This is a genomic window from Polaribacter sp. WD7 (assembly GCF_003335085.1).
Lineage (GTDB): Bacteria > Bacteroidota > Bacteroidia > Flavobacteriales > Flavobacteriaceae > Polaribacter.
This window is the reverse complement of record NZ_QPEJ01000017.1, coordinates 149,592-174,355: the sequence shown is the minus strand read 5'-3', so window position 1 is coordinate 174,355 and position 24,764 is coordinate 149,592. Positions and strand designations below refer to the sequence as shown.

Sequence of the window (24,764 nt, the reverse complement as noted above, 5' to 3'; positions counted from 1 at the left end):
AAAATGAATATATTAGGAATAGACATTGGAGGTTCTGGAATAAAAGCAGCAATTGTAGATACGAAAACGGGTGAATTATTATCTGAAAGACATCGAATTCCTACACCAAAACCGGCTACTCCAGAAGCTATTTCTAAAACAGTTAAAGAAATGATACATTTTTTTGACTGGAAAAAAGAAGTTGGTTGTAGTTTTCCGACTACAATAGTAGACGGAACCTGCATTCATTCAGGAAATTTAAGCACAAAATGGTTAAATATTAAGGTAGATAAACTCTTTAAAAAAGAATGTAAACTACCTTTTTATGTGGGTAATGATGCCGACTTAGCAGGACTTGCAGAAGTAAATTTAGGAGCTGGAAAAAATGAAAACGGAGTCATCATTGTCATCACAATTGGAACAGGAATAGGCTCTGGTCTTTTTTTTAATCAACAATTAATTCCGAACTTAGAAATCGGAAAGATGCTACATACAGACGGTAAAATTATCGAATATTTTACTGCTGACTCAGTAAGAAAAAAAGAAGATTTATCTTTAAAACAGTGGGCTATTCGTTTTGATACCTTGCTAGATTATGCGCGTATTGTTTTTTCTCCTAGTCTTATCATTTTAGGAGGCGGAATTAGTAAAAAATACGACAATTTTAAAGAGTATTTAACTACAGATGTAAACGTTAAGGTTGCAGAATTCAAAAATAATGCTGGTATTATTGGAGCAGCAATGTACGCAAAGCAAAAACATAAAAAATAAATGCAAGCAGATACATTATTTTATATTATTATCGGAATTTTAGTATTCAATTACATATCAGAAAAAATATTAGATACCTTAAATGAAAAACATTTTGATGATGAAATTCCTACTTCGTTAAAAGATGTATATAATGAAAAAGAATACAAAAAATCTCAGCAATACAAAAAAGTAAATGCTAAATTCTCTAATTTCACTTCTCTTATAACAACTGTTATTACTCTTGTTTTTTTCTTTTTAGATGGATTTAATTATGTAGATCAATTTGCAAGAAGTTATACAGATAACCCAATATTAATAGCTTTGTTATTTTTTGGAATCATCATGCTAGGGTCAGAAATCATATCAACACCTCTTGCTTATTACAGTACATTTGTAATTGAAGAAAAATTTGGTTTTAACAAATCTACTCAAAAAACATTTTGGATAGATAAACTAAAAGGCTTGTTTTTAAGTGCGATATTAGGTGGTGGAATATTATCTTTAATTATTTGGTTTTACCTTCTTACAGGAAAAAACTTTTGGATTTATGCATGGGCACTTGTTGCCATTTTTTCTATTTTCATCAATATGTTTCATGCAAAATTAATTGTTCCTCTCTTTAACAAACAAAGTCCTTTAGAAGATGGAAAACTTAAACTTGCTATAGAGGCTTATGCCAAAAAAGTAGGTTTTACGCTAAACAATATTTTTGTTATTGACGGTTCTAAACGCTCTACAAAAGCAAATGCCTATTTTTCTGGTTTTGGTAATCAAAAAAGAATTACGTTATATGATACCTTAATAAATGATTTAGAAACTGACGAAATTGTTGCCGTTTTAGCTCATGAAGTTGGACACTATAAAAAAAAGCATATTATTTTTAACCTAATCAGTTCTATCTTATTAACTGGTTTTACTCTTTTTATTTTGTCTCTATTTGTAAATTCTCCTTTACTATCACAAGCTTTAGGGGTATCTACACAAAGTTTTCATATTGGTTTAATTGCTTTTGGTATTTTATACTCACCCATATCAGAAGTTACAGGGTTGTTTATGAATTATATGTCTAGAAAGTTTGAATATGAAGCAGATGATTATGCAAAAAACACCTTTAAGAGTGCCGCATTAATAACATCATTAAAAAAATTATCTAAAAATAGTTTAAGTAACCTAACGCCACATCCTGCTTATGTTTTTGTAAACTATTCACACCCAACACTACTCAAAAGAATTAAGAATTTAGAATCTTAATTCTTTGTTTCTTCAAATACTTATGCTTACTTTCACTTTATAATTAAGATAATTTTCTTAGTATTTTATGAAGTACACTGCAACTGTAGAAGAGGAAAATAAAGAAATCGCAAATCGATACAAAGATTTATTAAAAGGAACCTATGAGGTATTGTCTAAAGAAGACAAAGAACTCATTAGAAAAGCTTTTGATATAGCTGTAGATGCGCATTCTACACAGAGAAGAAAAACGGGTGAACCTTATATTTTTCATCCAATTGCAGTTGCCAAAATCGTAGCCTATGAAATTGGTTTAGATGCAATCTCTATTGCTTCTGCCCTATTACATGATGTAGTTGAAGATACAGAGTACACCATAGAAGATATGGAACGTCTTTTTGGCGAAACCATTGCTAAAATTGTAAACGGATTAACTAAAATTTCTCGTTTAAACAAAGAACAAGACGCTTCTATACAAGCAGAGAATTTTAGAAAAATGTTGCTTACCCTACATGATGATGTTCGGGTAATACTCATAAAAATTGCAGACAGGTTGCACAACATGCAAACTATGGATGCAATGCCTGCACACAAACAATTAAAAATTGCTTCTGAAACCCTGTATATTTATGCACCATTGGCACATAGATTAGGACTGTATAATATAAAAACAGAATTAGAAGATTTAGGTTTAAAATATACGGAACCTGAAGCCTACAATGGTATTTTAAGTAAAATAAAAGAAAGTAAAGAAGAACAACAGAATTATTTAGAAGAATTTACAGCTACGTTAAAAGAAGGGCTTGATAAAGAAAATTTCGAATATTCTATAAAAGGACGATTCAAATCTATTTATTCTATTCGAAGAAAGATGATTAATCAAAATGTCACTTTCGAAGAGGTATATGATAAATATGCTATTAGAATTATTTACAAACCCAATTCTAAAGACGATAAGTTTGATGCTTGGAAAATATACACTATTGTTACAGATTATTTTAAGCCTAACCCTACACGATTAAGAGATTGGATTTCTCAGCCAAAATCTACAGGTTATGAGGCTCTTCACATTACCGTAGTTGGTCCTGATGCAAAATGGGTAGAGGTTCAAATACGTTCTGATAGAATGAATGAAATTGCAGAAAAAGGATATGCAGCTCATTTTAAATACAAACAAGGTGAAGATGGAGATTCTGGCTTAGAAAATTGGTTAAATAAATTAAAAGAAAGTTTAGAAACTCAAAACTTAAATGCTGTTGATTTTGTTGAGAATTTTAAGCTTAATCTATACGCCAAAGAAATTTATGTGTTTACCCCTAAAGGAGATTTAAAGTCTTTACCAAAAGATGCTTCTGCCCTAGACTTTGCTTTTTCTATTCATACAGATGTTGGCTTAAAATGTAGAGGAGCAAAAGTTAACGGAAAATTAGTTCCGTTAAGTTATCAATTAAAAAGTGGTGATCAAATAGAAGTTATTACCAGTGCAACAAACAAACCCAATTCTAGATGGTTAGATTTTGTAATAACTGCTAGAGCTAAAGCAAAAATTAGAGCAGCCTTAAAAGAAGAAGAAAAACTAATTGCAGAAGAAGGAAAAGCCATTTTAATGCGTAAAATGCGTCATTTAAAAATACCTTTTAATGAAAAAACAGTAAATGAACTTGTTAATTATTTTAAACTCAGAACAAGTTTTGATCTTTTTTATAGAATAGGAAACGGAGCAATAGACAACACCCAACTTAAAGCTTTTGTTGCACAAAGAAACAGTAAAATATTAAATTTCTTTAAAAATAGACTTCGAAAAAATCAAACAAGTAAACAAACAGCAGAAATAGAAGATGAAATTACTAGTAAATTTGATGCACTTGTTTTTGGTAAAGAAGAAGAAAAATTAGATTATAAATTATCTAAATGTTGTAACCCTATTCCTGGGGACAAAGTCTTTGGTTTTATAACGATTAATGACGGTATTAAAGTGCATAAAATGAATTGTCCTAACGCAATTTCATTACAATCTAACTATGCATATAGAATCATGCAAGCAAAATGGATAGATTCTACAAAACAAGATTTTAAAGCTATTTTAAATATTGGTGGTGTTGATAACCAAGGTTTAGCAAACGAGGTAACACGAATTATTTCTAACAACATGGGGGTATTTATCAACAGTATTAACATCAAAGGAGATAACGGTGTTTTTGAAGGAAAACTCTCTATCACCGTAAAAAATAGCTCTCAATTAGATAAACTTATTAAAAAACTATTAAAAGTAGAAGGTATTAAAAACGTAGATCGTGTTAATAGTTTGTAAATAACAAGTCATTAAAATGCTATTTAATTCAGAAATAACTGTAAATTTGCCTTTTAGTAAAATTATCAATAAATGAGTAATTCTCTTGAAAATCAAGAAATCGTAAAAAAAGTCTTTACCTCATATTTAGAAGACAATAAGCATAGAAAAACTCCAGAACGCTATGCTATACTTCAAGAAATTTATGATGCAGACGAACATTTTGATATAGAATCGCTCTACATAAAAATGAAGAATAAAAACTATAGAGTTAGTAGAGCTACACTGTACAACACTATTGATTTACTTTTAGATTGTGGTTTGGTTAGAAAGCATCAGTTTGATGGACAATCTATGGCTCGTTATGAAAAGAGCTATTTTGATAAAAATCATGATCACGTTATTTTTACAGATTCTGGTGATGTTAAAGAATTCTGTGATCCAAGAATACAAATCATCAAAAAAACCATAGAAGAAGTTTTTGATATAGACATTCACAATCATTCGCTTTATTTTTACGGAACAAAAAAGAACAAATCTTAACTTTAATACAAACAAAACAAACAACTAATTACACACTAATGGCTGTAGATTTATTACTGGGATTGCAATGGGGAGATGAAGGAAAAGGTAAAATCGTAGACGTTTTAACAAGAAACTACGATATCATTGCAAGATTTCAAGGAGGTCCTAATGCAGGACATACTCTAATTTTTGATGGAAAAAAGCACGTTTTACATACTATTCCTTCAGGTATATTTCATAAATCTGCATTAAATGTTGTGGGTAATGGTGTTGTTATAGATCCTGTTATTTTTAAAAAGGAGTTAGAAAATTTAGATAAACATGACATAGATTATACTTCTAAGTTGTTAATTTCTAGAAAAGCACACTTAATTTTACCTACACATAGATTGCTAGATGCTGCTTCAGAAACCTCTAAAGGAAAAGCAAAAATTGGTTCTACTTTAAAAGGGATTGGCCCTACTTATATGGACAAAACCGGTAGAAACGGTATGCGTGTTGGAGATTTAGAATTGGAAAACTGGAAAGAAAAATACGATGCTTTAACAGAAAAGCATATTAAAATGCTAGAATTCTTTGATGTTCAAATAGAATATGATTTAAAAGAACTAGAAGCAGAATTTTGTAAAGGTATAGATAAATTAAAATCTTTACAGTTTATAGATAGCGAAGAATTTTTAAATCAAGCCATTAAAGACAAAAAAACTATTTTAGCAGAAGGGGCTCAAGGCTCTCTTTTAGATATAGATTTTGGGACCTACCCTTTTGTAACATCATCAAACACAACAGCTGCTGGTGCTTGTACAGGTTTAGGAGTTGCTCCAAACAGGATTGGTGAAGTTTTCGGAATTTTTAAAGCCTATACAACTAGAGTTGGTTCTGGTCCTTTTCCTACAGAATTATTTGATGAAGACGGAGCAAATATGGCAAGAGTTGGTCATGAATTTGGAGCTACAACAGGACGTCCAAGACGCTGTGGTTGGTTAGATTTGGTGGCGCTAAAATATGCTGTAGATGTTAACGGTGTTACACAATTAATGATGATGAAAGGTGATGTACTATCTGGTTTTGATACCTTAAAAGTATGTACTTCTTACAATTATAAAGGAGAAGAAATTGCTCATTTACCTTATAATATTGAACCTGAAAATGTTTCTGTAAACTACACGGAATTTTCTGGTTGGGAAGATGATCTGACAAAAATGACTTCAGAAGAACAATTGCCAAAAAATTTAATGGACTATGTTGCTTTTATTGAAAAAGAAACTGGTGTACCTGTTAAAATTGTTTCTGTAGGTCCTGATAGAAAACAAACTATTTTAAGATAGAAAACAATATATATAATACACAAAAGCACTATTTTTTAATAGTGCTTTTTTTATTTTAAACAACGTGATTTCGGTATAAAAAACATTGTTTATCAGGTAATTACTATTTTTATTATTAAAAACGAATGTCATTTATACTAAAATGGAGAAATCTTACTATAAATATGAGGTTTCTCAACTACACTTTTACTTCGTAAGCTACTTTCAATTTAAATACATTTAAATTTCAGCAATGTTCGAAATGGCAATCATTTAATTTTCAGTTAAATAACATTTGTATAATAGAAAATTTATATAGAACTTACGTTAAATACTAAAGTTAATTATGAATATACCACATAAAAAAATAATCTTTGTATAATTTCACTTTTCTTTAATAGCTAGACTTATAGTTTTGATTATTTTTGCTTAAAATCATTCATCTTGAAAAGAATATTTTATTTTGTTTTTCTCATACAATCTATTTTTGTTTTTTCACAAACTAAAAAAATAGTTATTGAAAATTCTGAAATTCAATTTGTAAATGAAGAAAAATATCCAGGAGCAACTATACTCCTTGGGGATGTGCAAATTTCTCATGATGGTATTCGTTTAAAATGTAAAAAAGCATTTTTTTTTAAAGAGAAGAATTTTTTTAAAGCTATTGGCAATGTATTGATAAAACAAGGAGATACTATAACTCAGACTAGTGATTATGCAGATTATGATGCCAATACAAAACAAGCACTTTCTTTTGGCAATGTGGTTTTAAAAGATCCAACAATGACGTTAACTACAGATACACTTCATTTTGATCGCTTAAATCAAAAATTGTATTACACAAGTTTTGCTAGTATAAAAGATCAAACCAACACACTTAAAAGTAAAAACGGAAAATACTATTTAGAAAGTAATAAATTTACGGCAACCACAAAAGTTACTGTTGTTAATCCTGAACATAATTTAGAATCTAATCATTTAGATTACTATACAGACTCTGGATTAACATATTTGTATGGTCCATCAACTATAACCAACACAGAAAATAAAAATAGAATTTATTGTGAAAAAGGTTTTTACAATACAAAAACTGACGTCTCTCACTTTGTAAAAAATGCAAAACTTTATCTAAAAGAACGGACTATAGAAGGAGATAGTTTGTATTATGATAAAAATAACGGATTTGCTTCTGCAACAAATAACATTCAAGTAATAGACACTGTACAAAACTTTGTAACTAGAGGAAATTATGCTGAAATTTTTGAGCTTAAAGATTCTTTATTTGTTGTAAAAAGAGCAGTTGCTATTTCTATTATAGATAAAGATTCTATGTTTGTTCATGGTGATACGTTGTTGGTAACTGGTAAATCAGAAAAGAGAATTGTTAGAACATATAATAATGTAAAAATTTTTAAATCTGACTTACAAGGAAAATGTGATTCTATACATACAAATCAAGAAAATGGTTTAACAAGAATGTTTAGAAAACCTGTGCTTTGGTCTGATGGAAATCAAATTACAGGAGATACAATTCATTTGTTATCTAACGTACAAACTGAAAAATTAGATTCATTAAAAGTTTTAAATAATGCGTTTATTGTTTCTCAAGACACTGTTTCTTTAGAAGACTTTAACCAAATAAAAGGTAGAAACATGTTTGGTAAGTTTGAGAATAATAAAATTAGATTATTATTGGTAAAAGGTAATGCAGAATCAGTTTATTTTAACAGAAATGAAGATACTCAAGAACTAGAAACTATAACTAAAGAAATTTCTAGTAATATAGAGTTTACCATGTTAAACGGTCAAATAGAAACTATAAAATATCTAAAGAAATCTGATGGAAAATCATATCCGCCTTCATTACTACCTGATGAAGTAAAACGTTTAAAAGGTTTTATTTGGCGGGAAAATGAACAACCAAAAACTAAAGAAGATATTTTTAAAAAAGGAAACTCTAAGGATACTCCTGGAGAAGACACTCTAGAAAATAAAAAAAATGTTGCTATTCTAGATAAAAAGAAATTGTCTCAAAAGAAATTATAATCTTGAAAAAAGATTTTTTTAAATATCAAGCTCAAACCTCTCCTCACCCACTTGCATTAGAAATATCTCATGCAAAAGGTTCTTATATTTTTGACATTGATGGTAAAGAGTATTTAGATTTTGTTGCAGGGGTTTCTGCAAATAGTGTGGGTCATACACATCCAAAAGTAAATAAAGCTATACAAATTCAGTTAGAAAAATATACACATGTAATGGTTTATGGTGAGTTTGTTCAGCAATCTCAGGTAGATTTATGCAAACTATTAGTACAGCATTCTCCTCAAAACTTAAATTCTGTTTACATAACCAATTCAGGTACTGAAGCTACAGAAGGGGCTTTAAAGTTAGCTAAAAGAGTAACCAATAGGTTCCAAATTATTGCCGCTAAAAATTCTTATCATGGCAATACCATGGGAGCCATGAGTGTTTCTGGTGTAGAAAGACAAAATTCTGCTTTTCGTCCTTTAATTCCTGGAACAAAATTTATCACTTTTAATTGTGAATATTGCTTACAAAAAATTACTACTAAAACAGCTGCTGTTATTTTAGAAACCATACAAGGTGGTGCCGGTTTTATAGAGCCCAAGAATGATTACCTAAAAAAAGTAAAAAAAAGATGCGATGAAGTTGGGGCACTCTTAATTTTAGATGAAATTCAAACAGGAATTGGAAGAACAGGTACTTTTTGGGGTTTTGAAAATTACAACATATCTCCAGATATAGTAATTACAGGAAAAGGATTAGCAGGAGGCATGCCTATAGGAGCATTTATTGCAGAATCTAAAATAATGAGTTTGTTAAAAGAGAATCCAAAATTAGGGCATATTTCTACTTTTGCTGGACATCCTATTATGGCAGCTGCTGCAATTGCAACAGTAGATATTATTACAAATAGCAATTTACTTTATGAAAGTATAAGAAAAGAACAATTGATTAGAAAACACTTACATCACCCAAAAATTAAAGAAATTAGAGGCAAAGGGTTAATGTTGGCCGCTATTGTTGAAACACCTGAAATAGCTGCTAAAATTGTTCATGATTGTTTAAATAATGGATTGATTTTGTTTTTTTTGTTGTTTGAAGGAAGAGCTTTAAGAATTACACCTCCACTTACTATTTCTGATGAAGAGATCAAAAAAGGATGTGATATCATTTTACAATCTTTAGAACGTACAACTTAATTATTAATTCTTACCAACCTTTTTTTCGTTAATTATTTATTAAATAGTTAAACCACTTGTAACTATTACCAGAAAATGGTGTCTTTAAGATATAGTAACAACTGGTTGGTTAGTTGGTTGCCCAATATTTGTATTTAATTACTGTATTGGGCATTTTATATAAACAGAAAAGGATAATCTAAATAAATAGATTACCCTTTGGTTTAATCAACCATTAACATAAATAGTAGATTTTTTATTTTCTGTTATCTTGTTACTGTTCCTGTTGGAAGTGTAGATAAGTTAAGTCCTAAATCATGCGTTGCTGGAGCAGTTTCTTGACCAATAGCTCCTAACAATGGTTTAATTGCAAATGGTGCTGGAGAATCGTCTGGAGAAGGCTCTATACTTATAACTGCTGTACGACCTCTAACATCTAGAGGAAATGTAAATCCTGTTGGTGCATTTAAGAAAAAATCTTCTCCTGGAATTGGAGGTCCTGCGTTAAACTCTGCTCCACTAAAAATATTAGAATCATCTCTACCTGCAGCAGTTGTAAATGTACCTGTAGATATTGGCCCAGAACCTTCTACAACTACCCAACCTTCATAAACCCATCCTGGAGCTAATTCTGGTAATACTAAACTTGGTGTTGGTGGTGCTCCTGGATTACCAAACCAAATACCATACATATCATTACCGTTGTTACCAGACCCCATAACTTCATCTGTAGGTGTTCTTAAAAAGAAGTTACCTTCAATTCCTGTAAAGTCGTTAGCATCTAAAGTAACTGGTGCTACCCAAACATTTGCTAATCCTCCATCAAAATCTCCTGCCAAAACTTTTGTTGCTGCAGGTGCAGGATCTGGATCTACTAAAGGTTCTATAGATAAAACAAACCTTGTAGCTCCTTGTAGAGTAGTCTGATCTACATCAAAAGTTTGAGGAAATTCTACACTTGTAAACGTACCTGTGCTTATTGGTGTTCCGCCAACTATAATCCATCCTTCATAAACAAAATCTGCACCTAACTGTTCTAAACCAGATAAGTTTAAAGTCAAAGTACCGACTCTTGCTTCTGTTTCTTCGTCATTTTCATTACAAGCTACAAACATAATTGCTATGGCAAATGCAGCTGCAAAATTCAAAATTTTTTTCATCTTATTAAATTTATATGTTAATGTTGATTACAAAATTATAGGTTACCAAATGAGAAAAGTGTTAGCTAGCTAACATTTGAATGACTTATTGAAAAATTCTTAGTTCTTTTCTATTAAAAGCTATTAAATTTTCTTCCTTTAATTCATTCATTAACACATTTAAATTAGATCTAGACGTACCAATAAGTGAAGCAATATCTTTTTGTGTATAAGGGTGAACAACTATTTTGTCTCCTGTTTTTTCACAATCATATCCATATTCTTCACACAATTCTTTCATAAATTCTAAAAATCTAGTTTTCGTATCTTTAAATAAAATTAATTGAAGCCTACGTTCTAGTTTTTTAAAACGCATTCCTAAAAATTTATAAATTCTTAAACTAAACGTTTTATTATCACGCATTAAATCATGCATTGCATCTACTCCTATTGGGCAAATAGAGGTTTTAGCATCTATAGATTGGGCAAATTCATTTCGTTTTTCTTCACCTAGTATTGCTTTTTCACCAAACAATTCACCTTTGGTAAGTATAGCCTTTACCACTTCATCTCCTTCTTCTGTATAATATCCAATTTTTACTTTTCCTTTTTCAATCAAGTAAATTTTATTAGCAGAGTCTTCTTGAAAATATATATAATCACTTTTTTTGTACTGATCAAAGTTGTGACATTTTCTGTACTCTTTAAACTTATGTGGGCAAAGAGTATTGAATAAATTTACATTTTCAAAAAACCATAAATTTTTCATAGAGACAAGTTTTATATTTAGTTAATATTAATACAGTCTATAAAACTTAATAGTACTTACAAATTTAGCTTTAACTTTTTTTTAAGAAATTATTTTTGAGAGATACATTTTACTTTTAAAAAAAAACTCTCGAATTTCTTCGAGAGCTTTTTTTATAAAAGTAATAATTAAGCGTTTTGTTTCTTAATTAAATTTAAGGCAGAACCTTCATGATACCACTTAATTTGTGCGTTATTATAAGTATGATTTAACTTTATAGTGTCTTTAGTTCCGTCTTTGTGAACAATTTCTAGTGTCAATTGTTTGTCTGGAGCAAATTCATGTAAATCTAAGAAGTTAAAGGTATCATCTTCTTGAATTAAATCATAATCATTTTCATTATCAAAGGTTAAACCTAGCATACCTTGCTTTTTTAGGTTTGTTTCATGAATTCTTGCAAAAGATTTTACAATAACAGCAGCAACACCTAAATGTCTAGGTTGCATTGCAGCATGTTCTCTAGAAGAACCTTCTCCATAATTATGATCTCCAACAACAATAGTTTTAATACCTTCTTTTTTGTATTCTCTTTGCGTAGCTGGTACAGCATTATACACTTCTGTAATTTGGCTTTTTACAAAATTTGTTTTTTTGTTAAAGGCATTTACAGCGCCAATTAAAGTATTGTTAGCAATATTATCTAAATGTCCTCTAAAGCGTAACCAAGGACCAGCCATAGAAATATGATCTGTAGTACATTTGCCAAAGGCTTTAATTAATAATTTTGCGCCGGTAATAGTATCACCCAAAGGTTCAAAAGGCGTTAATAATTGCAAACGCTCAGAATCTGATGCAACTTTAACTTCTATTCCGCTACCATCTTCCATAGGCGCTAAATAACCGTTATCTTTAACCTCAAAACCTTTAGGAGGTAACTCCCATCCTGTTGGTTCATCTAACATTACTTCTTCTCCATTTTCATTAATTAAAGTGTCTTTTAGAGGATTAAAATCTAAACGACCTGCAATGGCTATTGCTGCAGTTAATTCTGGAGAAGCTACAAACGCATGTGTATTTGGATTACCATCTGCGCGTTTCGCAAAATTTCTATTAAAAGAATGTACAATACTGTTTTTTGGTGCATTTTTAGGGTCAGAATATCTTGCCCATTGTCCAATACATGGACCACATGCATTTGTGAAAATTTTGGCATCTAATTTTTCAAAAATACCCAAAATACCATCTCTTTCTGCAGTATAACGTACTTGTTCTGAACCTGGATTGATACCAAATTCAGCTTTTGTTTTTAGACCTTTATCTAAAGCTTGTTGTGCAATTGAGGAAGCTCTTGATAAATCTTCATACGATGAGTTTGTACAAGAACCAATTAATCCCCACTCAACAGTAATTGGCCAATCATTAGCTTTTGCCTTTTCTGTCATATCTATACCTACTTCTGTAGATAAATCTGGAGTAAAAGGACCGTTTAATAATGGCCCTAATTCAGATAAATTTATCTCTATAACTTGGTCAAAATATTGTTCTGGGTTTTCGTAAACTTCTGTATCTGCTGTTAAATATTCTTTTACGGTATTGGCTGCATCAGCTACATCTTCTCTATCTGTGGCGCGCAAATAACGCTCCATAGAATCATCATACCCAAAGGTAGAAGTTGTTGCTCCTATTTCTGCACCCATGTTACAAATAGTTCCTTTTCCTGTACAAGACATTGCAGTTGCTCCTGGCCCAAAATATTCAACAATTGCTCCTGTTCCTCCTTTAACTGTTAAGATTTCTGCAACTTTAAGAATAACATCTTTTGGTGCTGTCCAACCTGAAAGTTTTCCTGTTAATTTTACACCGATTAGTTTCGGGAATTTTAACTCCCAAGCCATACCAGCCATTACATCTACTGCATCTGCACCACCAACTCCAATAGCTACCATACCCAATCCTCCTGCATTTACGGTATGTGAATCTGTACCAATCATCATTCCTCCTGGAAACGCATAGTTCTCTAAAACTACTTGATGAATTATTCCTGCTCCGGGTTTCCAAAAACCAATTCCATATTTATTAGAAACAGATTCTAAAAAATCAAAAACTTCACTACTTACATTGTTTGCATGTTTTAAATCTTTAGCGGCGCCTTCTTTAGCTTGTATTAAATGATCACAATGCACAGTTGTAGGTACAGCTACTTTAGGTTTACCAGCTTGCATAAATTGCAACAAAGCCATTTGCGCAGTTGCATCTTGACAAGCAATTCTATCTGGCGCAAAATCTACATAATCCTTACCTCTTACAAATGCTTTATCGGCTACTCCATCCCATAAATGAGAGTATAAAATTTTCTCTGCTAAAGTTAACGGTTTGCCTGTAATTTCTCTTGCTGCATCTACGCGCTCTTTCATGTTTGCATAAACACTTTTTATCATTTCAATATCAAAAGCCATACGTTTTGTGTTTTTAGTTATTGTTAAGACCACTAAATTATAGAAAAATTTAATGTTTTTAACAATTAACTTCTCCGTTTTAACTCACTTTTATGATTTATTGAAAAAGAGAGCAAAAAAAAGCCCGAATTTCAAATTCGAGCTTTTGTAATACTGTTTATAATACTAATTATATAACCAATTGCTTTTGAGAAGGCTTAAATTTTGTTAATACAATACCTTCTACTGCTTTTTCATATTCTTCCATTGTTGGAGTTCTACCTAACACTGTAGATAATACTACAACTGGTGTTGATGATAATAAAGACTCTCCTTTTTTCTCACCAGCATCTTTTACAACTCTTCCTTGAAACAAACGTGTAGATGTTGCCATAACAGTATCTCCAGGTTCAGCTTTTTCTTGATTTCCCATACATAAATTACATCCAGGGCGTTCTAAATATAATAAATTCTCATATTTAGTTCTTGCTAATCCTTTTGGTGCATTATCATCAAATTCGAAACCAGAGTATTTTTGTAGTACTTCCCAATCTCCTTCAGCCTTTAATTCATCAACAATATTATAAGTAGGAGGCGCTACTACCAAAGGAGCTTTAAATTCTACTTTACCTTGTTGCGCTTCTATATTTTTTAGCATTTGTGCTAATATTTTCATATCACCTTTATGAACCATACAAGATCCTACAAATCCTAAATCTACTTTTTTAGTTCCTCCGTAAAAAGATAAAGGTCTAATAGTGTCGTGTGTATAACGCTTAGAAACATCATCGTTGTTAACATCAGGATCAGCTATCATAGGTTCTGCAATTTCATCTAAATCGATAACTACTTCTGCATAATATTTAGCATCTGCATCTGGTCTTAAGGCTGGTTTAATTCCTGTTTTAACTTCTGTAATTCTTTCATTGGCTTTATCTACAAGACCTTGTAACATTTGTTTTTTGTTATCCATACCTTTTTCAATCATGATTTGGATACGGTCTCTTGCAATTTCTAAAGATTCAACTAATGTTTCGTCTTCTGAAATACAGATTGAAGCTTTTGCTTTCATCTCTGCTGTCCAGTCTGTAAATGTAAAGGCTTGATCTGATGTTAATGTACCTATATGTACTTCTATAATCCTACCTTGAAATACATTTTCTCCTCCATATTGCTTCAACATTTGTTGTTGCGTTGCATGTACAACATCTCTAAAGTCCATAAAACTTCTCATTTCACCTTTAAAGGTTACTTTTACAGATTGAGGTATAGGCATTGTTGCTTCACCAGTTGCTAATGCTAAAGCTACAGTTCCAGAATCTGCTCCGAAAGCAACTCCTTTAGACATACGAGTATGAGAATCTCCACCAATAATTATTGCCCAATCATCAATAGTAATGTCATTTAAAACTTTATGAATTACATCTGTCATTGCATGATACCCTCCTTTAGGATCACGTGCTGTGATTAATCCAAAGTCATTCATAAACTGCATTAGTCTTGGTATATTAGCTTTAGACTTATCGTCCCAAACCGAAGCCGTATGGCATCCAGATTGATAACCTGCATCTACTATTGGAGAAACCACCGTTGCTGCCATCATTTCTAATTCTTGAGAAGTCATTAACCCTGTGGTATCTTGAGAACCTACAATATTAACTTCTACGCGAACGTCTGAACCTGCGTGTAATGTTTTACCTGGTGTTGTGCCAACTGCATTTTTATTGAATATTTTTTCTACAGCCGTTAATCCTTGACCTTCAATAGAAATTTCTTTTGATGGAGCATAGACTTGAGGTACATCAATCCCTAAAATCTTACATGCAGATGTTTGTAATTTTTTTCCAAAAACTACGGCATAAGAACCTCCTGCTTTGATAAACTCCATTTTTTGAGGAGTTAATGCTGTAGAAATATCTTTCAACTCAACATTTCCACTGTATAATTTCTTTTCTTTTGTATTTATCGTTAAAACAGTTCCTGTAGCAACTGAATACATTTGTTTTAAAATTGGCTCTCCTTCTTCATCAACAATTGTATTTCCTTCTTCATCTTTTTGTTTTACCCAATTTTGTAAATCTATACCAATACCACCTGTTACTCCAACAGTGGTTAAGAATATTGGAGAAATACCATTTGTACCAGCAATTACAGGTGCTATGTTTATAAATGGAACATATGGACTAGAGGAAATACCTGTCCATAATGCAACATTATTTACACCTGACATTCTAGAAGAACCTACTCCCATAGTTCCTTTTTCTGCTACTAACATTACTCGTTTGTCTGGGTGTTTTTCTTTTAAAGCTAAAAGCTCTTGTTGCATTTCCTTATTATGCTCAAAAATACATTGCCCGTGTAATTCTCTATCTGATCTTGAATGCGCATCTGCTCCTGGAGATAATAAATCTGTTGAAATATCTCCAACCCCAGCAATAAAAGTAACGATATCTATTTTTTCGTCAACTTCTGGTAGCTTCGTAAAAAATTCTGCTTGCGCATAGCTTTCTAATAATTCTTTAGCAATTGCATTTCCGTTATTTAAACCGTTTTCTAAACGCTCTATGTCTGCCTCATATAAAAACACTTGTGTTTTTAATACTTTAGCAGCCTGTTCTGCTATTGCAGCATCTTCTCCTAACGCTAAATCTAATAAAACTTCTATAGAAGATCCACCTTTCATATGCGACAACAACTCGAAAGCAAAATCTACAGTGATTTCTTTTACTTTTTCTTGACCTAAAATAATTTCTTTCAAGAATTTAGATTTTACGCTGGCAGCACTTGTTGTACCTGGTAAAACATTGTATATAAAAAAATTAAGAGAATCTTCTCTATATTCATTATTTACATCTTTTATTTGCGATATAATATCACTTAATAATTCTTTGCCATCTATAGGCTTTGGATGAAGACCTTGTGCTTTACGCTCTTCTATTTCTATAAGGTAATCTTTGTACGTATACATGAAAGAAATCTTTTGTTTCATTGAATCTTAATACCTACATTTTAGATGAAGTATAAAGGTTCTGGTTGATGTTTATTTTAGTGAAGCAAACATACATTTTTTATATTAATTTTAAAGTATAATTAATAAAATGCAACAATTAATGAATAAAAAAAGGATATTTAAACAAACACTGAATTTAATCTATAAAAACGAGTCTTTTTATAGGTTTATTTGATAAATCTTTAAATGTTAAATAAAAAAGCAGACTAATAAGCCGAATTCTGTATCCTTAAAAAGGTTCTTATCATTTATCTAGCCTTAAAATTACTTTTAAGGTCAATCTGCCTACCCTTTAGAATCGAGCGAGTAGCTCTCAAGCTCTAATATACATGGCATTGCACCGCATAGAGTTTACCTGGTTTCACTACAGCCTAACTGTACGTACTTTCTGTTGCACTTGTCCTCAACTTACGTTGGACGGATGTTATCCGCTATGCTTACTCTTTGGTGTCCGGACTTTCCTTCTCAAAACTAGTTTGAGACGATAAGATAAGTCTGCTAATTATTTATATTTTACTAATTATCTTCATAAAAAAACCCACTCAAAATTGAGTGGGAAAATTGCTATGAAAAAGAAAAAGTGTTATTGATTTCTCAATAACGTGACAAATATATATTATTTTTTGTTACAAAAAAATATTTTGAAAAAATATATACATATTTTTAAGAATTTCATATTTGTTATGAAAACATATCTTTTACTTTTTCGAAAAATGATTTATCTGATTTGTTAGGACTTGGCGTGAAGTTCTCATTGTCAGACATTTTTTCAAAAAACTGTCTTTGTTCTTTATTAAGTTCTTGAGGCGTCCAGACATTTATATGAATTAAGAAATCACCTGTACCATAACGTTCTATACTTGGTAATCCTTTACCCTTTAATCTTAGTATTTTGCCTGACTGTGTACCAGCTTCTATCTTAATTTTTACTTTTCCTGTTACTGTTTCTACTTCTTTACTAGTTCCTAAAACTGCTTCAGAAAAATTTACATACATGTCATAATGTATATTTGTACCTTCTCTTTTAAGTGTTTCATGCGGAATTTCTTCTATTAAAACCAATAAGTCTCCTGATATTGAGTTTTTTCCTGGGGCCTCATTACCCTTACCTCCTACTTTTAATTGAACTCCTTCTGTAACACCAGCTGGGATATTTATAGACACAGTTTCCTCTTCTACTATTAAACCTTGTGCATCTGCTCCGTTAGGTTTTTTGTCTAAAATTTCTCCTGCACCAGAACAAGTACCACAAGTTGTTGCTGTTTGCATTCTACCTAAAATAGTATTTGTAACTCGCATTTGTTGACCTGAACCATTACAAGTTGTACATGTTTTGTATGTAACATCACTTGCTTGTATTTTTCTTCTAACTTTTACTTTCTTTTCTACACCTTTGGCAATTTCTTCTAAAGTTAACTTTACGCGAATACGCATATTACTTCCTTTAACTCTGGCTTGCTGTTGACCTCCGCCACCAAAACCGCCAAAACCGCCGCCAAAACCTCCGCCACCAAAAATATCTCCAAATTGGCTAAATATATCGTCCATATTCATACCTCCGCCACCGAAGCCACCTCCTCCTTGAGGGCCGTCAAAAGCTGCGTGACCGTATTGATCGTAACGAGCCTTCTTGTTCTCATCACTCAAAACTTCATAAGCTTCTGCTGCTTTTTTAAAGTTTTCTTCGGCAGTTGTATCTCCTGGGTTTTTATCTGGGTGATATTTGATTGCCATTTTTCTGTAGGCTTTTTTTATTTCTGCTTGAGAAGCTGATTTTGAAATGCCTAAAATTTCGTAAAAGTCTTGTTTTGCCATCTTTAATCAATTAGCAATTAGCAATTAGCAATTGGCGATTTACCAAATTTGTAATTGATAATTGTACATTGTTATTTGTATTATTGTCCTATAACTACTTTGGGGTAACGTATAATTTTGTCTCCTAATTTGTACCCTTTTTCTACACAATCTATTACTTTACTTTTTAAATCTTCTGACGGTGCTGGTATTTGAGTAATTGCTTCATGAATTTCTGCATCAAAAGTATCGCCAGCATTAACTTCTATTGCTGTTAATCCTTTTTGGGTAAGCGTGTTTTTTAACTTATCGCTTATCAATTGCATACCTTTTAACAGTTCTTTGTCTTTGGCTTTTTTTATTTCTGCCAAACCTCTGTCAAAATCATCCATAATTGGCAGTAAAGCCGTCATTAATTCTTGACCTGCTGTTTTAAAGAGCTCTATTCTTTCTCTAGAAGTTCTTTTTTTGTAGTTTTCAAACTCTGCAAACAAGCGTAAGAATTTATCTTTTTCTACTTGAATTAATTCTTCTGCTGTAGGTTCTTCTGTAGCAACCTCTTCTTCAACGGTTTGATTTTCTTCTACTTGTGCAGTTTCTTGTTCTTTTTTTATTTCTTCTTCTTGTATATTTTCTTTCTGACTCATTTGTATGTAATCGTTAAATTGTACACAATTTATGGGCAAAAATGTTGCCAATAAAAAAATAGTGTCAAGTTGACACTATTTTTGTTTCATTCTCTTTAAGCTAGCAAATAGGTTTAGCCCCGATTGCAATGGCATCCTTTTTTGAGGTACGAGAAAAAGATATAATGGAAAGCGGGAAATAGCTTCTCAAAAACTAATCTTCTATCCTTTCTATTTTAGCACCAATAGATTTTAAACGGGCTTCTATGTTTTCATAACCTCTGTCTATTTGCTCTATATTGTTGATTATGCTTGTACCGTTTGCAGAAAGTGCTGCAATTAATAACGAAATACCTGCTCTAATGTCTGGTGAAGTCATTTTTGTTGCTTTTAATTGCGATTGAAAATCGTGCCCAATTACGGTTGCTCTATGAGGGTCACACAGAATTACTTTTGCGCCCATATCTATTAGCTTGTCTACAAAAAACAATCTACTTTCAAACATTTTTTGATGTATTAAAACAGTACCTTTTGCTTGTGTTGCAATTACCAAAACAATACTTAACAAGTCTGGTGTAAACCCCGGCCAAGGTGCGTCTGCTACGGTTAAAACAGAACCATCTATGTAATTTTGTATTTGATATGATTCTTGTGCCGGAATGTAAATGTCGTCTCCTTGTTTTTCTAATTGAATTCCTAATTTTCTAAAGACATTGGGTATTTGCCCAAGGTTGTCCCAACTTACATTTTTAATGGTGAGTTCTGATTTAGTCATTACCGCAACACCAATCCAAGATCCTATTTCTATCATGTCTGGTAACACAGTATGTGTACAACCGATGAGACTGTTGACACCTGTAATTTTAAGTAAATTAGAGCCTACACCTTCTATTTTTGCGCCCATAGCATTCAACATTTTACACAATTGTTGAATATAGGGCTCGCATGCTGCATTGTAGATGGTTGTTGTTCCTGTTGCAAAAACGGCTGCCATGATTATGTTGGCTGTTCCTGTAACTGAGGCCTCATCTAACAACATGTCTGTACCAAAAAGTTCTTCTGCTTCTACTCCATAAAACTTTTCTTCTTTATTGTATCTAAATTTTGCACCTAATCTAATGAATCCTTCAAAATGGGTATCTAATCTTCTTCTTCCAATTTTGTCTCCTCCTGGTCTTGGAATGTAACCTTTACCAAAACGCGCTAGCAAAGGACCAACAATCATTATAGAACCTCTTAAGGAGCTTCCATCTCTTTTAAAATTATCTGATTCTAAATAAGGTAAATCAATTTCATCTGCTTGAAAAGCATAAGAATTAGTGCCTAATCTTTCTACCTTAACCCCTAATTCTCCTAAAATAAAAATAAGTTTATTTACATCAATAATATCAGGAACATTGTGTACAAAAACTCTTTCTGGAGTTAATAAAACCGCACAAAGAATTTGTAAAACTTCATTTTTTGCTCCCTGTGGTGTGATGGTTCCGTTTAATTTATGACCACCTTCTATTTTAAATGATGCCATTTAGTTTTATCTTTTTCTATTTTTATTATTGTGATGTTTCTTATTGTTATTTTTAGAATGGTTTTGACCTTGTGTGTTTCTTTTTCTTAACAAGTTTTTGCTGTCTGTTAAATCTTCTTCTGTATTTCTTAGATCTATCTTACCATCAGACAAATCATACAAGTGTTTAAAAATAACAGCATCATCAACGGTGTCTTTATTCCAATTTAAGTAGCATTTTTTCATATGATTTGCTATGGTAAATACCAAAGCTTCTTTCATATCTCCATCTTCCCAACTTAAAGCAACGTCTATCATGGTTTGAATATTTTTACCATAATAACGGTATTTTGAAGCTGCTTTTGGGTATGCCAAAGGTTCTGGCTTTTCTTGCAACTCTTCTTTAGATGGTTCTGGATAAGGTGAATCTACATCTAAATTAAAATCTGCCATGATGAAAAGCTGATCCCACAATTTATGTTTAAAATCTGGTACGTCACGTAGATGTGGTTGTAAATTACCCATTACATCTACTATAGCTTGTGCCATTTTATTACGCTCTTCTTTGGTTTCTAAAGCAATGCAATGGTTGACTAATTTTTGTATATGTCTTCCATATTCTGGAATTATCATTAGGGTTCTCTCTGAGTTGTATTCTAAATCGAATGTCATTTATTTATTTTTGAAGTGTGTTCTCGATACATTTTCTTTTTCATTTCAATCAAAAGAAAACACTAGAACTGACAATTTATACTTTGTAGTTATTTATATCGCAAAATAGCAATTTATTTTTAGTTATGGGATGATTTTTATCCAATGACTTTCAATTTTGCAAACTGGAGTAATAATTTCTTTTTACCAACAGTACCAAATTGAATTTCTGCTTTTTTATTTGGGCCTTTACCTTCTAAAGAAAGTACTTTTCCTGTACCAAATCTATTATGCTCTACAACATTACCGACAACTACATCTGTATCAAACAAATTTGTTTTGGTGTTTACTTGTGTAACTTTTTTTAGATTTTTTGGAATTACAATATCTTTTTTCTTGAGTATTTCTCTTTCTTTTTTCTTGCGTTGAATGGGTTTTTGAAAACGTATTCCTTTTGGCGCATCATCAAACAAACTAGCATCTACAAACCTATTTATAGAGGGCTCTGGTACTTTTGGCGTAATGTAATGCAAAAACTGATCATCAATCTCTTCTAAAAAACGACTTGGTTCTGCATCTACCAATTTACCCCACCTATACCGTGTTTGGGCATAAGATAAATAGGCTACTTTTTCTGCTCTGGTTAATGCCACATAAAATAGCCTACGTTCTTCTTCTAATTCGCTTCTAGTATTCATACTCATGGCAGAAGGAAACAAATTTTCTTCTAAACCTACAATATAAACATATTGGTATTCTAAACCTTTAGATTGATGAATAGTCATTAAAGAAACGGTTGGTTTTTCATCATCTTTCTTACTGTCAAAATCTGTTGCTAGAGCTACATCTTCTAAAAATGATGTTAATGATGCGTCTTCTCCTTGTTCTATTTTATCTGTAATAAAATCTTTAATTCCGTTTAACAATTCTTGAACATTTTCTACCTTACTAACTGCTTCTGGTGTTCCGTCTTTTTCTAAATCTTTTATTAAACGTATTTGTTTTACAACTTCTTCTGCAATTTGAAAAGCGTTTTTTGTTTGCGATTCAATTTGAAAACGCAAAATCATATTCATAAAATTCTGTAGCTTGTTTTTAGTTCCAGAATTGATATTAATATCAATCTTATCTATATATTTTATGATATCAAAAATTGATTTCTTATAATGATTTGCAGCAATGGTTAATCTATCTATGGTTGTTGCTCCGATTCCACGAGCAGGGTAATTAATTATTCTTTTTAAGGCTTCTTCATCATTTGGGTTGATAAGAATTCTTAAATAAGATAAAATATCTTTAATTTCTTTTCTTTGGTAGAATGAAATTCCGCCATATATTTTATAATCAATATTCTTTTTTCTTAGTGCATCTTCAATAGCTCTAGATTGCGAATTTGTTCTATACAATACGCAAAAATCATCTGGTTTTAATTGATGATTCATCATATTTTCCCAAATAGATTGCGCTACAAAACGCCCTTCTTCTCCATCAGAAATTGTACGCATTACGTTTATAGAATCTCCAGGGTCATTGCTTGTCCAAACCTCTTTATCTAACTTTGTTTTGTTTCTAGAAATTACAGAATTTGCTGCGTTTACAATGTTTTTGGTTGATCTATAATTTTGCTCTAGCTTAAATGTTTTAACATCTGGATAGTCTTTTTGAAAATTTAAAATATTTTGAATATTTGCTCCTCTAAAACTATAGATACTCTGAGAGTCGTCTCCTACCACACAAATATTACCAAATTTATCTGCTAAAGCACGTACAATAATGTATTGAGAATGATTGGTATCTTGATACTCATCTACCATTATATATCTAAATCTATCTTGATACTTTGCCAAAACATCAGGAAAACGCGCTAACAATTCGTTGGTTCTCAGCAATAAATCATCAAAATCCATTGCTCCTGCTTTAAAACATCTATCTACGTATTCTTTGTAAATATCACCCACTTTTGGCCTACTAGCGTGCATATCTGCTTCTTGCAAGTCTGGATTGTTAAAATAAGCTCTAACTGTAACCAAACTGTTTTTAAAAGACGATATTCTTCCTAAGATTTGTTTCGGTTTGTAACGTTCTTTGTCTAAGTTTAATTCTTTAATAATAGCCGTAATTAAACGAACTGAATCTTGTGTATCATAAATTGTGAAGTTAGAAGGAAACCCTAGTTTATCTGCTTCAGAACGTAAAATTCTTGCAAAAACCGAGTGAAATGTTCCCATCCACAAATTTTTGGCTTCACTTACCCCAACAACTGTAGCAATTCTTTCTTTCATTTCTCTTGCCGCTTTATTTGTAAATGTGAGCGATAAAATGTTAAATGAATCTACACCTTGTTGCATTAAATGTGCTATTCTGTAAGTTAATACACGTGTTTTACCAGAACCCGCACCAGCAATTATAATCATTGGACCGTCTTTTTGTAAAACAGCCTGTTTTTGCGCCTCGTTTAAAGAATCTAAATAATTACTCAATCGTTAATTTTATAGAATTTGAAAATGTGAAGTTAGCTAAACTATTCGTTTTTATAAAAGAAGATTTCTAGTTTTTATTCACAAGTTATTCCATATTAAATTCATTTTAAAACTTGAATAAGTCAAAGTTTAGTTCATGTCCCAAATTATTTTTAGAATACCTATAAGGATTATAACTCTAAAATAAAATAGGTACTCTTTTATATTGTAAGGACTTTAGAACTAGTTTATGTTTAACGTGAATTCGGAATAAAAAATATATTTTATTAGGTGATTATTATTTTTATTGCTCAAAACGTATTTTATCTCTACTGAAATGGAAAAATCTTACGATAGATATAAGATTTCTCAACTACACTTTTACCTCGTAAGTTACTTTCAATTTAAATACATTTAAATTTCAGCAATGTTCGAAATGATAATCATCTAAATGAAAAAAACAAAAGAAATATATTTAAATTGGTACTTTACAAAGTTTTGAGGTAGCGTTAACATTCGAAATTTTATATTTGTATTGCTTAAATCATTTATAGTTTTATGGAAGATAAATTTTTAGAAAGTATAGCATATATTTTACCTGCCATGGTAACAGGTTTTGTAGCTTATTATATGTTTAGTAGTTTTATAAATCAACAAAATGCTGAAAAAAAAATGGAGCTACTTTATAACAGAAAAAAAGATGCCTTACCCATAAAATTACAAGCTTATGAGCGTATGTTGTTATTTTGTGAGCGAATTAATCCTGCAAAAATTGTAGTTAGGATAAAACCTATTTCAGAAACTACTGATGATTATTTACAGCTTTTAATCAATAATATAGAACAAGAATTTGAGCATAATCTGGTACAACAAATTTACATTTCTAGTAGTACCTGGACTGCTATTTTAGGAGCTAAAAATGCTACGCTAAATAAATTAAAACAAGTAGCAGAAACATCAAATTCTGCCAATGATTTTAGAGAAAATATTTTAATTGATTACTCCAAAATACTACCCCCTACTGATGTTGCCGTAGATTTTATTAAAAGCGAGGTAAAAAATTTATTATAAACAAAAGCCTTCTAAATTTAGAAGGCTTTTTATATGT

17 protein-coding genes and 1 other RNA gene are annotated in these 24,764 nt (G+C 31.3%); 8 read left to right on the top strand and 10 right to left on the bottom strand.

The features are described 5' to 3' along the window. Nucleotides 1-3: 3 nt before the first annotated feature. From ppgK to DUT90_RS07040, 7 genes are all read left to right on the top strand, one after another. A complete protein-coding gene (ppgK, locus tag DUT90_RS07070; protein WP_114426472.1) occupies nucleotides 4-750 on the top strand; it encodes a polyphosphate--glucose phosphotransferase in 747 nt (248 codons plus the stop codon). Continuing rightward, nucleotides 751-1,983, top strand: coding sequence for a M48 family metallopeptidase (locus tag DUT90_RS07065; protein WP_114426471.1), 1,233 nt, complete (start codon nucleotides 751-753; stop codon nucleotides 1,981-1,983). A gap of 67 nt (nucleotides 1,984-2,050) precedes the next feature. After that, nucleotides 2,051-4,273 carry a bifunctional (p)ppGpp synthetase/guanosine-3',5'-bis(diphosphate) 3'-pyrophosphohydrolase gene (locus DUT90_RS07060; RefSeq protein ID WP_114426470.1) on the top strand — a complete coding sequence of 741 codons (2,223 nt, stop codon included), beginning with the start codon at nucleotides 2,051-2,053 and terminating at the stop codon, nucleotides 4,271-4,273. Between the two features lie 72 nt (nucleotides 4,274-4,345). Continuing rightward, nucleotides 4,346-4,795 carry a Fur family transcriptional regulator gene (locus tag DUT90_RS07055; protein ID WP_114426469.1) on the top strand — a complete coding sequence of 150 codons (450 nt, stop codon included), beginning with the start codon at nucleotides 4,346-4,348 and terminating at the stop codon, nucleotides 4,793-4,795. Nucleotides 4,796-4,833: 38 nt separating this feature from the next. Continuing rightward, nucleotides 4,834-6,105, top strand: coding sequence for an adenylosuccinate synthase (locus DUT90_RS07050; RefSeq protein ID WP_114426468.1), 1,272 nt, complete (start codon nucleotides 4,834-4,836; stop codon nucleotides 6,103-6,105). Between the two features lie 423 nt (nucleotides 6,106-6,528). Then, complete coding sequence (locus DUT90_RS07045) at nucleotides 6,529-8,130, top strand: OstA-like protein (RefSeq protein WP_114426467.1); 1,602 nt, start codon at nucleotides 6,529-6,531, stop codon at nucleotides 8,128-8,130. Between the two features lie 2 nt (nucleotides 8,131-8,132). Next, nucleotides 8,133-9,311: an aspartate aminotransferase family protein gene (locus DUT90_RS07040; protein ID WP_114426466.1), complete on the top strand. Its 1,179-nt coding sequence runs from the start codon at nucleotides 8,133-8,135 to the stop codon at nucleotides 9,309-9,311. 245 nt (nucleotides 9,312-9,556) lie between these two features. Here the strand turns inward: DUT90_RS07040 and DUT90_RS07035 are convergent, their stop codons facing one another. From DUT90_RS07035 to DUT90_RS06990, 10 genes are all read right to left on the bottom strand, one after another. Continuing rightward, nucleotides 9,557-10,450, bottom strand: coding sequence for an anti-sigma factor (locus DUT90_RS07035; RefSeq protein WP_114426465.1), 894 nt, complete (start codon nucleotides 10,448-10,450; stop codon nucleotides 9,557-9,559). Nucleotides 10,451-10,535: 85 nt separating this feature from the next. Beyond that, on the bottom strand, nucleotides 10,536-11,198 hold the full coding sequence (locus tag DUT90_RS07030) for a Crp/Fnr family transcriptional regulator (protein WP_114426464.1): 663 nt from the start codon (nucleotides 11,196-11,198) through the stop codon (nucleotides 10,536-10,538). Between the two features lie 167 nt (nucleotides 11,199-11,365). Continuing rightward, the gene (locus tag DUT90_RS07025) at nucleotides 11,366-13,633 is read right to left on the bottom strand and encodes an aconitate hydratase (RefSeq protein ID WP_114426463.1); all 2,268 of its coding nucleotides are present in this window, start codon (nucleotides 13,631-13,633) and stop codon (nucleotides 11,366-11,368) included. Between the two features lie 169 nt (nucleotides 13,634-13,802). Continuing rightward, nucleotides 13,803-16,580, bottom strand: coding sequence for a bifunctional aconitate hydratase 2/2-methylisocitrate dehydratase (locus DUT90_RS07020; RefSeq protein ID WP_114426857.1), 2,778 nt, complete (start codon nucleotides 16,578-16,580; stop codon nucleotides 13,803-13,805). Nucleotides 16,581-16,816: 236 nt separating this feature from the next. Continuing rightward, nucleotides 16,817-17,124, bottom strand: an RNA gene (gene rnpB / locus DUT90_RS07015) — RNase P RNA component class A. Nucleotides 17,125-17,303: 179 nt separating this feature from the next. Further along, nucleotides 17,304-18,437 (bottom strand): molecular chaperone DnaJ, encoded by a 1,134-nt coding sequence (gene dnaJ / locus DUT90_RS07010; RefSeq protein ID WP_114426462.1) that lies wholly within the window; start codon nucleotides 18,435-18,437, stop codon nucleotides 17,304-17,306. An 80-nt stretch (nucleotides 18,438-18,517) separates the two neighbouring features. Beyond that, nucleotides 18,518-19,063: a nucleotide exchange factor GrpE gene (locus DUT90_RS07005; RefSeq protein ID WP_114426461.1), complete on the bottom strand. Its 546-nt coding sequence runs from the start codon at nucleotides 19,061-19,063 to the stop codon at nucleotides 18,518-18,520. 193 nt (nucleotides 19,064-19,256) lie between these two features. Continuing rightward, nucleotides 19,257-20,567, bottom strand: coding sequence for a UDP-N-acetylglucosamine 1-carboxyvinyltransferase (gene murA / locus DUT90_RS07000; RefSeq protein ID WP_114426460.1), 1,311 nt, complete (start codon nucleotides 20,565-20,567; stop codon nucleotides 19,257-19,259). 6 nt (nucleotides 20,568-20,573) lie between these two features. Continuing rightward, nucleotides 20,574-21,218 carry a DUF4290 domain-containing protein gene (locus tag DUT90_RS06995; RefSeq protein WP_114426459.1) on the bottom strand — a complete coding sequence of 215 codons (645 nt, stop codon included), beginning with the start codon at nucleotides 21,216-21,218 and terminating at the stop codon, nucleotides 20,574-20,576. Between the two features lie 137 nt (nucleotides 21,219-21,355). Next, nucleotides 21,356-23,677 (bottom strand): ATP-dependent helicase, encoded by a 2,322-nt coding sequence (locus DUT90_RS06990; protein WP_114426458.1) that lies wholly within the window; start codon nucleotides 23,675-23,677, stop codon nucleotides 21,356-21,358. Between the two features lie 537 nt (nucleotides 23,678-24,214). Between DUT90_RS06990 and DUT90_RS06985 the strand changes: the two genes are divergently transcribed. Continuing rightward, nucleotides 24,215-24,727 (top strand): hypothetical protein, encoded by a 513-nt coding sequence (locus tag DUT90_RS06985; protein ID WP_114426457.1) that lies wholly within the window; start codon nucleotides 24,215-24,217, stop codon nucleotides 24,725-24,727. Nucleotides 24,728-24,764: the final 37 nt, after the last annotated feature.